Annotated in this window: 9 protein-coding genes; 3 read left to right on the top strand and 6 right to left on the bottom strand. The window is 71.0% G+C overall.

Features of this window, described 5'->3' with window-relative positions; genetic code table 11:
- Positions 1-144 precede the first annotated feature (144 nt).
- A complete protein-coding gene (locus tag BFF77_RS19435) occupies positions 145-1485 on the bottom strand; it encodes an APC family permease (RefSeq protein ID WP_066951398.1) in 1341 nt (446 codons plus the stop codon).
- A 71-nt stretch (positions 1486-1556) separates the two neighbouring features.
- On the opposite strand from BFF77_RS19435, the gene BFF77_RS19430 reads away from it, so the two are divergent.
- The 3 genes from BFF77_RS19430 (at position 1557) to BFF77_RS19420 (ending at position 4271) form a co-directional block, all read left to right on the top strand.
- The gene (locus tag BFF77_RS19430) at positions 1557-2564 is read left to right on the top strand and encodes a GlxA family transcriptional regulator (protein WP_066951395.1); all 1008 of its coding nucleotides are present in this window, start codon (positions 1557-1559) and stop codon (positions 2562-2564) included.
- A gap of 97 nt (positions 2565-2661) precedes the next feature.
- Positions 2662-3891: a metal-dependent hydrolase family protein gene (locus tag BFF77_RS19425; RefSeq protein WP_066951393.1), complete on the top strand. Its 1230-nt coding sequence runs from the start codon at positions 2662-2664 to the stop codon at positions 3889-3891.
- Positions 3892-3911: 20 nt separating this feature from the next.
- The gene (locus tag BFF77_RS19420) at positions 3912-4271 is read left to right on the top strand and encodes a hypothetical protein (RefSeq protein WP_066951390.1); all 360 of its coding nucleotides are present in this window, start codon (positions 3912-3914) and stop codon (positions 4269-4271) included.
- 255 nt (positions 4272-4526) lie between these two features.
- Here the strand turns inward: BFF77_RS19420 and BFF77_RS19415 are convergent, their stop codons facing one another.
- The 5 genes from BFF77_RS19415 to BFF77_RS19395 form a co-directional block, all read right to left on the bottom strand.
- Entirely contained in the window at positions 4527-5810 is a 1284-nt protein-coding gene (locus BFF77_RS19415; protein WP_066951387.1) for an MFS transporter, read from the bottom strand.
- 6 nt (positions 5811-5816) lie between these two features.
- Positions 5817-7106 carry an ATP-grasp domain-containing protein gene (locus BFF77_RS19410; RefSeq protein ID WP_066951384.1) on the bottom strand — a complete coding sequence of 430 codons (1290 nt, stop codon included), beginning with the start codon at positions 7104-7106 and terminating at the stop codon, positions 5817-5819.
- 131 nt (positions 7107-7237) lie between these two features.
- Positions 7238-8563: a cation:proton antiporter gene (locus tag BFF77_RS19405; RefSeq protein ID WP_245703594.1), complete on the bottom strand. Its 1326-nt coding sequence runs from the start codon at positions 8561-8563 to the stop codon at positions 7238-7240.
- On the bottom strand, positions 8550-10355 hold the full coding sequence (locus BFF77_RS19400; protein WP_066951401.1) for an ABC transporter substrate-binding protein: 1806 nt from the start codon (positions 10353-10355) through the stop codon (positions 8550-8552). The genes BFF77_RS19405 and BFF77_RS19400 overlap by 14 nt, the downstream gene beginning before the upstream one ends.
- A 29-nt stretch (positions 10356-10384) precedes the next feature.
- Positions 10385-10611, bottom strand: a 227-nt coding sequence (locus BFF77_RS19395; protein WP_211280270.1) for an avidin-fold protein, incomplete at its 5' end; no start/stop codon positions are given.

Raw genomic sequence — 10611 nt, 5'->3', positions numbered from 1 at the left:
CGTACGCCCGCGCCGGCGCGGCGGCCGTGCGCCGCGCCGGCGGTTCCGCGTCCAGCCTCAGGAAGGCGGCCACCGCGGTACGCAGACTCTCCGGGTCCGGCGGGGGACACGCGGCCTCCGCGGCCCCGGGCTCCGCCGCGAGGGTCACGAGCCGGACTCCCGGCCGTCGGCGGTGGTCTCCAGCAGCGGCTCCGGTGCGTCCCCGGCGGTCGCCTCGGCCGGACGGCGGTGCCGGTTCAGCCGCAGGTAGAGCAGCGCGGCGCCGGCGACCGCCAGCGGCCAGAGCAGATACAGACCGGCCATGACCAGCAGGGCGACGACGGCGACGATCGCGCAGAGCGCGGAGCCCCTGCCCTTGGTGCCCTTCGGGAGCAGCCGTACGGCAGCGGCGACCCCGATCGCGTAGACGGCCACGAACGAGCCGGTGGTGAGCAGCACCAGCGGCTTGGTGCCGAGGCCGGTGAGCACCACGGCGAACAGGGCCAGGAAGGACAGCGCGGACACCAGCGCGAGGCTGCGGCGCGGCACCTCGCCCGCCACGCTGCCACGGGCGAACCACACGGGGAGCGCACCGTCGCGGCCGAGCGCGGCACCGAGGTTGGCCGCGCCGGCGTAGTAGGCGTTCATCGCCCCCATGGTGAGCAGCAGTGCCGCCCCGGCGGCGAGGTACCGGGCGTCCCCGCCCAGGCCCCGGGCCATCAGATCACCGAGCGGCGCGTCCGAGCCCGACGCGTCGTCACCGAGGACGGTGATGACCGCGAACGCCACCAGCAGATAGAGCCCTCCGACGATGACGACGGCCGCGGCGGCGGCGCGGGGCAGGTCCCGTGCCGGGTGGCGGAACTCGCCCGCCAGATGGGTGATCGCCTCCCACCCCGCGAAGCTCCAGACCAGCAGCGCGGCGGCCGGGGCGATCGCCATCCACCCGTGCGGGGCGAACGGTTCGAGATTGGCCGACTCCGCCTTGGGGAGCGACAGCCCGACCGCGACCAGCAGCATGGTGACGAGCAGCCCGGCCAGCATGAACTGGAGACGCCCCGTCACCCGCAGGCCCAACGCGTTGGCCGCGGTGACCACGATCATCAGCCCGGTGGCCGTGACGGTCGTGGTGGTGGTGCCGCCGCCCAGTGCGGCGGAGACGTACGCGCCCCCGAAGAGTGCGGCGGCCGCCGCGCCGGGCGGTACGGCGAGGTAGAAGCACCAGCCGACGATCGCGGACGCCCGGTGGCCGAACGCCTTCATGGCGTAGGTGGCGACACCGCCCGCGTCGGGGTAGCGGGCTCCCAGCGCGGCGAAGGTGGCGGCCAGCGGCGCGGACAGCACGACGAGGGCCAGCCAGGCCAGCAGGGACGCCGGGCCGGCGGCCTCGGCGGCGAGCGCCGGGAGGGCTATGACACCGGTGCCGAGCACGGCGCCCACGTACATCGCGGTGCCCTGGACAGCGGTGAGGTGTCCTCCGGAGGGTTCTGTCTTCGCATCACTCATGCGCGCAAGCATCGCGGCACCGGGCGCCGTTCACCATCGGCTGTTTCGCCATCGTGCGCTAAATTACCGACATGCGTCCTCATGTAATCGCGATCGCAGTTACGGATGCGACACCCACCTTCGAACTGGCCGTTCCGTGCGAGGTGTTCGGGACGGACCGGTCCGACATCGTGGACCCCTGGTACGAACTGCGCATGTGCGCGGACTCCCCCGGCCCGCTGCGGACCTCGGTCGGTCTGCACGTGCACACCCCGTACGACTTCGACGATCTGCTCGACGCGGACACCGTCCTCGTCGCCGCGTGTGCCCGTGCCGTCCAACTCGCCCCGCCGGCCCACCTCCTTGAGACGCTGCGCAAGGCCCATGGGATGGGCAAGAGGATCATCTCCATCTGCACCGGTGCCTATGTACTGGCGGCGGCGGGGCTGCTGACGGGCCGTACGGCGACGACCCACTGGATGAACGCGGGGGACTTCGCGCACCGCTTCCCCGAGGTCGACTTCACCCCGGCCGCGCTCTACACCGACGAGGGGGACATCCTCACCTCGGCCGGCACCGGCTCGGTCATCGACCTCTGCCTGCATCTGGTACGCCAGGACCACGGCGCCGCCGTGGCGAACGAGGTGGCCCGGCGCATGGTCGTACCCCCGCACCGGGAGGGCGGCCAGTCCCAGTACACCAAGCCACTGGCCCGGGCCGAGCGGAGCAACGAGCTCGCCCCCGTCCTCCAGTGGGCGCGGGAGCGGCTGCACGAGCCGCTGACCGTCCCGCAGCTCGCGCGCATCGCCGGCCTGGGCGAGCGTACCTTCGCCCGGCGGTTCCGGGACCGGCTCGGCATCACTCCGTTGCAGTGGCTCCTCCAGCAGCGTGTGCGGCTCGCGCAGGAACTGCTGGAGGCCACGGACGAGCCGGTGGAACACATCGCGCGGCGCACGGGGTTCGGCACCGCCGCCAATCTCCGGTACCACTTCGGGCGGGTCACCACCGTGTCCCCGCAGACGTACCGTCATGTGTTCCGCCACCGCGCCGCCCGGCAGGCCGGGCACGGCAAGGACATGGGCGCCGTCGTGGCGCCGTAGGGCGTGTCCGGCCGGACGAGGAACTGGCTCACCGTGCTCAACTTCCTTCCCCCAAACAACAGTTGTCGCCACCACACACCTTTGATTGGCTTGCCGCATGTTGCAGCGAATCGAAGCGGACCAGCTCATTCCCGGTAGAGGCAGTCCTGTTCAGGACGCCGTAGTCGTCTTCGACGGCGGGACCATCAGCTACGCAGGACCCGCGTCCGGCGCACCCGACACACCGCAGGCCGAGACCGTGCGGGCCCGGACCGTCATGCCCGGACTGTGGGACTCCCACGGCCACTTCATGGGGCTCCGCTCGGCGGACCTCACCCTGCTCGTCCAGGAACCGATCGCCCTGCGGGCCGCCCGGATCACCACCGACCTGCGGGCCGCGCTGAACGCCGGAGTCACCTCCGTACGAGAGGTGGGCGGCCTCGGCATCCATCTGGCCCGTGCGATCGAGGAGGGGACGGTCCAGGGCCCGTCGATCTACGCCGCCGGCACCACGCTCTCGACCACCGGCGGCCACGCGGACCTGCACAGCTACCCGGTCTCGTGGGTGGACGACTTCGGCCATCTCGGCGGTGAGCTGAGACTGGCCGACGGTCCCGCGGAGTGCGCGCGGGCCGCCCGGGAGCAGCTACGGCGCAACGCGAAGCTCATCAAGGTCTGTGCCTCGGGCGGTGTGCTGTCCGAGGTCGACCACCCGGTCCACCAGCAGTTCACCGACGCGGAGCTGCGGGCGATCGTGGAGGTCGCCGGGCTGGCCGACCGGATCGTCGCCGCGCACTGCCACGGCAAGCCGGGAATCATGGCCTCGCTGGAGGCAGGCGTGAAGACCATCGAGCACGGCACGTACATCGACGAGGAGGCCGCCGTGGCCATGCGCGAGTGCGGCGCGATCCTCGTCACCACCCGCACGATCTTCCAGGAGCTCCTCGACAACGGTCATATGCTGCCCCCGTTCGCGCTGAAGAAGCTCCAGGCCACGGCGGGACGGCACGCCGAGGCGATCGCCATCGCGCACGAGCAGGGCGTGACGATCGCCGCGGGCACGGACATCGCGCTCACCGGGACCGAGCTGCCCGACTCGTGGGGGCGCAACGGCCGGGAACTGCCGCTGCTGGTGAAGATAGGGCTGACCCCGCTGGAGGCCATCGAGTCCGGGACCGCGCTCGGCCCCGCCACGCTGGGACCGCAGGCGCCGCTCTCCGGGCAGCTGCGCGAGGGCTACGACTCCGATGTCCTGATCCTCGACGAGGACCCGCTCACGGACATCGCGGTGCTCGCCCAGCCGGAGCACATCACCGGCGTCTGGAAGTCCGGCTCCCGGGTCAAGTAGCCCGCAGACGAGGAGATGACATGAGTGACACCAGCGACACATGGCTGCTGGAGATCCGGCTGTTCACCGTCCGGCCGGGCCTCCGGGAGGAGTTCCACCGGATCAGCCGGGACGGGACCGTCCCGCTGATGCGCGAGTGCGGGATCACCGTGGTCACGCACGGGCCCTCGCGCAACGACGAGGACGGCTACTTCCTGCTGCGCGCCTTCCGTTCGGAGGAGGAGCGGGTGGAGCTGTCGCAGGCCGTGTACGCCACCGACGTGTGGCTGCGGAAGTACGACGACGTGGTGCCGCCGATGATGACGGGCTATCAGACCTCGGTGGTGCCCGTACCCCGCCGCGCACTTGAGGAGTTCGCCCGGAACGTGACCGCCGGCTGACCCCGGCCCCGCGCCGGCCGACCTGTCCGCTCCCGCCCCCCCGGTGGGAGCGGACCCGGTCGGCCGGCGCGGGCGTTTGTGCGCATCGGCCTCCAGGACCGTGACCGGGTCCTGGAGGCCGATGCCGTCGCAACGCCGAAACCGCCGCCTCGGTACGGGGCGGCGGTTCTGACGGAGCGGTGGTTCTCACGGGCGGTGGTTTCTGACGGGCGGTGGTTCTGACGCGCGGTGGTCCTGTGCGTGCTCGGGTCGTGTCTACGCGTCTGCCGCCTCCGCGGTCTTCTCCCCGGTCCTCTCCCCGGCGGGCTGTTCCGCCGGCGCCGCCGGCCCGCGTATGGCGGCCACTCCCAGCACCGCCGCGGCCAGTCCCACGAGACCGAGCAGCGGCCAGACGTCGTGTCCCATCCGTACGAACAGCAGACCGCCGACGACCGGGCCGATCGCCGTGCCGAGCGCGTGCATGAACTGGAAGCCGCCGATGTAGCGGCTGCGCAGATGCGCCGGGCCCGCCGTCGCCGGATAGGCGAAGACCGCGGGCCCGCCGACGATCTCACCGAGCGTCCAGACCAGCGTGGCGCCGATGATCACGCCCGCGCCGATCGGGATGCCGTACAGGGCGACACCCAGGCCGACCAGGCCGAAGGACAGGCCCACGGTGAACTTGGTGTTCCACTTCTGGGTGATCTTGGTCAGCGGGAGTTCGAACGCGATCACCATGAAGCCGTTGAGGGAGACCGCGGCCGTGTACCAGACCAGGTCCATATCGTTGGCCGCCACGTCCAGCGGCAGCGTGGACAGGTACTGGACGTAGATGATCGCGTTGAAGAGCGTGGCGAACAGGTACAGCAGGTACCGGCGGTCGGCCAGCATCGCCCGGTAGCCGCCCGTCGCGCCGTCCTCGTCGTCGGTGGCGGCCGTCGCCGTGACCGCCGCGGCCCGCCGCGGCAGGGCGACGGCCGCGACGGCGGCGTAGGCCAGGGCGATGAGCGCCTCGCCCCAGAACACCAGGGTGTAGCTCTCGCTGCCCAGGTGGTACAACCCGAGACCCACCAGGGGCGCCGCCATGGCGCCCACGTTCAGGCCGAATCGGTACATTCCGAAGATCACGACCTGGCTGCTCCCCGAGGTCAGTTCGGAGAGCAGCGACGCCGCGGCCGGCCGGTACAGCTGGGCCATGAGGCTGGCCAGCGCGACCGCGATCAGCAGGGACGGGTAGTTGGGCAGGTGGAGCAGCGAAGCGGTGAGCACGGCGGTGGCGCCCATGCCCAGCACGGTCGCGTTCCGCGCGCCGAGCCGGTCGGCGAGGGTGCCGCCGAGCAGCACCCCCGCCACCCCGCCCGCGCCGTAGGCCCCCAGCGCGTACGAGGCCTCCTCGTCGGAGTACCCGCGGAAGGACAGGTAGAGCACGATGAAGATGTTGAGGAATCCGCCGAGCCGGCTCAGCAGCACGCCGACGAGAAGGGTCTTCACCGCGGCCGACGAATCCCGGAACGTGGCCCAGATCCCCGCGCTCCTGTTCTGCGTCTCCTCAGTTGCCATGCGCTTTCACTCTTCTCTCCTGTGGGTGTCGTCCTCGCCGGTCCGTACGGCGAGTGCCGATTCGGCGGCGTCCAGGGCGGCGCGGCATTCCTCGATGGAGCGTCCGGTGGCGATCGCGAAGGCGATCCGTCCCCAGACCGTGCCCTTCGGCGGCGGGGAGACCACGGCACCGGGCCTGGCCACCGGCACCAGGCGCTCGACGGCGCTCGGCAGGTCCGTCTCCAGGAACGAGACGGACTCGATGAGCGTGTCGTCGTGCTCGACGTAGAAGAAGCGGATGCCCGAGACCTGTCGCAGGGACGGCATGACGCCGGGTGCCATGCCGCACGCGACCCGGGCCGCGACCAGCCCGGGGTCGATGCCGGTGGCCAGCATGCCCAGGTACGGGATCATGTCGCCGCCCAGCCTGCCGTTGACCTCGATGAGGTGCGGGCCGGTGGCGGTCAGCATGAATTCGCTGTGCGTCCAGCCGTCCCGGAAGCCCAGCGCGGTGTGGGTGTCCTGGATCGCCTCCAGCAGCCGGGGGTCGCTGAGCAGCGGGTCGCCGGCGTCGACGTAGTGGCCGATCTCCTCGGCGTACGGCGGGAAGCCCACGACCTTGCGGGCGATGAACAGCGGTACCGCCTTGCCGTCCTGGACCACCGAGTCGACGCTGATCTCCTCGCCGGTGACCAGTTCCTCGACCAGGACGGGCTGGTCGGTGCTGTAGAGCAGGGGCTCGGGGTCGGGGCCCTTCATCCCGGCGGTGAAGGGGAACCGCTCCCGCAGCTGCCCGGCGTCGCCGGCCTTGACGACGCCGAGGCTGGCACCGAGGCCGCGCGGTTTGAGGATCGCGGGGTAACCGACCAGGTCCGCGGCGGCCAGGGCCTCGTCGAGGGTCTTGACCGGAACCGAGCGGGGCTGGGTGACGCCGGCCGTGTCCAGGGCGGCACGGGTCTGGCCCTTGTCGCGCAGCCGCCAGATCACCGACGGGTCGCCGTTGCGCAGCCCGAGCGCCTCGGCCACGTGGGAAGCGGCGTGGATACGGCCCTCGTCCCAGCAGAGGACACCGGCGACGGGCTCCCTGGCGTGCAGTTCCCGCGCGGCCCGTGCCATCGCGGGGCCGTCCAGGGTGCTGGGCAGGACCGTCCAGCCGGAGACGAACTCCTTCTCCCAGGTCGGCTCGTCCACATGGAAGAGATGGACGCGGAACCCGGTGGATATCGAACGCAGCAGATATTCACGGTAGGTCCGCATCCCCGTCGCGATCAGAAGGAGGAGCGGGGACTGTCCCGTCGTCGAGCGCGCTTCTGTCATGTTGCCTTTCCTTTCAGCGGGTTGAGGGGCAGGCTCACGCGGCCGGACAGTCGCCCTCACGGTAGGCGCCGGGTGGCGCGGGCAGGCCCGGGCGCCGGAAATTCGGTGGTGAAGCGTCAGGAATCCACTGATCAGCCGCTGCCGATCAGCACCCGTTCCCGTTCCCGCTCCTCCTCGGTGACGGGCATCCGGCGCACCGCGAAACGCAGTGCCGGGGCGGCCATCAGGGAGGTGACGATCGCCACCAGGACGACGATCGTGTACATCTCGGTGGTGAGGACCCCCAGTCGCAGCCCCACCATCGCGATGATCACCTCGATCACCCCCCGGGCGTTCATCCCGGCGCCGAGCGCCAGCCCTTCCCAGTGGCTGAGCCGGCCCGCTCGTGCCCCCGCGTACGCCCCGGCGAACTTGCCGACGACGGCGACGAGCAGGACGAGGAGCGCCGCGCCGAGGACCGCCGGACGGGCCAGGGCCGTGAGGTCCATCCGCAGCCCGGCGGTCGCGAAGAACAGCGGGGCGAGGACGCCGATGGAGAAGACCCGCAGCGGGGCCAGCCGCTCGCGGTCCATCTCGCCGGAGGACCCGATGACGATCCCGGCGAGGAACGCGCCGAGGATCGCCTCCATGCCGAGCGCGTGGCTGGCCGCGGCCCCCAGGATGATCAGTACGGTGCACAGGGCGACGGTCGGCTCCCGGTCCGCGGACCGGGCGGCCAGCCGCAGGAGACGGCGGACCAGCGGCCGGCCGACGAACCAGACGACGGCGACGAGGGCGGCCAGCGCCACCACGGAGAAGACGATGTCCCCGTCGCGCACCCCGGTGGTGGCCATCGCCGAGACGACGGAGAGCAGGAGCCAGCCGACGATGTCGTCCACCACGGACGCGCTGATGGTCAGCTGCCCGATGTTCCGGTGCAGCAGGCCCATGTCGAGGAGTGTCTTGGCGATGACGGGGATCGCGCTGACGCACAGCGCGACCCCGATGAACAGGGCGAAGACGGTACGGTCGCCGCCCTCCGCGAGCAGGGTGACCGGGAGCGCGAAGGCGATGGCCACGCCCCCGGCGAAGGGCACCACCAGGCCGCCCGCACTGACGAGGGCGGCCGCCTTGCCCTTTCTGCGCACCAGGCCCAGGTCGATGTGCATGCCCGTGATGCCCACCAGGAGCAGCACGCCGAGCTGCCCGACCGCGTCGAGCAGATGGATCTGGTCCGGCTGCCGGGGCAGCAGCCAGCCCGAGAGACCGGGGGCGAGATGGGCGAGCAGCGACGGGCCCAGCACGACACCCGCGCACAGTTCTCCGACGACCGAGGGCATGCCCAGCCGCTGTGCCAGCCGGCCCAGCAGGACGGCCGTGCCCAGCAGCACCCCGATCTGCAGCAGGAAGACCAGCAGCTCATGAGCGCCCAGGGGCGCGACGGGCGACGCGGCCAGGGTCACCTCATGAGTCCTCAAGGTAGTACCACCTCTCCGGGTTGATCATTCCGAAGGGGTTCACGGGCCCGAATCCCCCGAGGCTGTTGGCCACCTCGAAGAGCCGGATGGGGAAGTTCGGGGTGAAGATGACCGGCACCTGTTCGGCGATGTAGTCCTGGTAGGTGTAGAGCGCCTCGAGGTCGTCCGAGGTGACGGACGCCTCGATCAGCTCGTCGGCCCTGGGGTCGCTGTAGTGGCCGAAGTTGCCGCCCGCGTCGGTCCTGAACAGGATCTCGCCGCTGGGGTAGTGGTAGGCCCAGCCGCCGTTCCAGCAGGTCAGTTCCCACAGGCACGGAGAGTCGGGACCGGGGACGCAGGGGGCGTCCTCCGCGACGAGCACGGATCCGTACACCTCTTCCATCCGCAGTTCGATCCCGGCCGCGGCGGCGTCCTTGCGGTACTTCTCCATCAGCGTGGTCAGTGCCGGGCGCCCCTCCACGTAGCGCAGCGAGAGACTCAGCCGGGTGCCCGCCGGTATGCCCTCGCCGGCCTGGCCGGGGCCGGTGCCGGGGTTCACACAGACCGCCGGAGTGGTGCTGGTGTCCCAGCCGTTGGCCTCCAGCAGCTGCCGGGCCCGGTCGACGTCGAACGGCAGCGGCCAGGCGCCCTCGCGCTGCCGGGGGGAGACCAGATCGGTCGCCGGGACCATCGGCACGGGCCCGTTCTGCCGGTAGGCGTACCCCTGGTAGATGTCGCGCACCGCCCCGTCCTGGTCCAGGGTGCTCTGCAACGCCTGCCGGAAGTACGTCTGCTGGAAGATCTTCCCGGCCACCGTGGGGTTGTTGTAGTTCAGGCAGAAGTAGCGGATGCAGAAGGCGGCCTGCGGGATCAGGGTGTAGTGGTCGCCCAGGGGGTTGGCACCGCCCACGGTGGGGTCGGTGGTCGGCTCCGAGGCGAAACTGAGCGGCAGATAGCCGACCTGGACGGCCCCCTCGCCGTGCGGACCGGCCTTGAGCATCTCGTACTCTTCGTCGTCCGAGAACGTCGGCACCTGGCGGAACTCGTCCAGGTACGGCTTGTCCGGGCCCGAGTAGTGCTCGTTGGGCACGAAGGTGACCAGACCTTCGAGCGTGTAGCTCTTCAGCCGCCACGGGCCGCTCACCACGCTCCACACCGGGCTGTCGGCCCACCGGGTGCGGTGCTCGTTGGTCTCGTCGATGATGTCGCCCTGCGCCGCCATCAGGAAGTCGTAGACGGCGAGCACGTCGGCCACGTCACCGGACGCGTTGGCGGGGCCGTCCGCGGTGCGGTCCCATGCCTTGGGAAGCGGGGTGATGGTGCTGAGCTGGTTCATCAGCACCCACTTCTTCGAGTAGGGCCTGTCGAAGGTGAAGTAGACGGTGTCCTCGGCGAGTTTGCCGTAGGAGGTGAGGTTGTCCGGGAAGTATCCGGGCACGTACTCGCCGTACCGGTCGCCCTTGACCTTCATCAGGTTGACCCAGAACAGCACGTTGTCCGCGCACAGGGTCTCGCCGTTGGACCACTTCCACGGCTTGACCTTGATCGTGACGGTCCGGTCGTCCTCGCTCCAGACCGGCGGCTCGCCGATGCTCTGGTCGTGGTCGACGTCGGGGGTGCCGCGGCTGCCGAAGTAGTACAGGGGCCGGTACATCAGCATCTGGAACTCGTAGATGTTGCGGGTGCCCATCCGCTCGGCCGGGGTGAAGGGGAAAATCACCGCGGGAGGGAATCCGGGCGCGCAGGCCCAGGTCACCGTGCCGCCCTTCTTCGGGCGCCGCGTCTCCCGGGCCGTGGCCGGTTCGCTGGTCATGGCTTCTCCCTTCGCGGATGCCGGCGGCATCACTTGATCTCCTTGAGGTACGAGACGCCCACCGCGGCATGGCTGCCGTACCGCTCCCACTCCTCGCGGAGGTCGACCCCGCCGTCCTCGCGGACCTCGGGCGAGCTGTGGCAGCGCCCGCACACGATGTCGCCGTCGTCCAGGACCATGGAGTACGCGAAGTCGAGGGTGCCGTCCGGCGCGCAGAGGCCGATCAGGGTGCCGCGCCGGGCCCGGCCGCCGGAGA

Origin of the sequence: Streptomyces lushanensis (assembly GCF_001700515.1) — a bacterium.
GTDB classification, from domain to species: Bacteria; Actinomycetota; Actinomycetes; order Streptomycetales; family Streptomycetaceae; genus Streptomyces; species Streptomyces lushanensis.
This window is presented reverse-complemented; position numbering and strand designations above follow the sequence as displayed.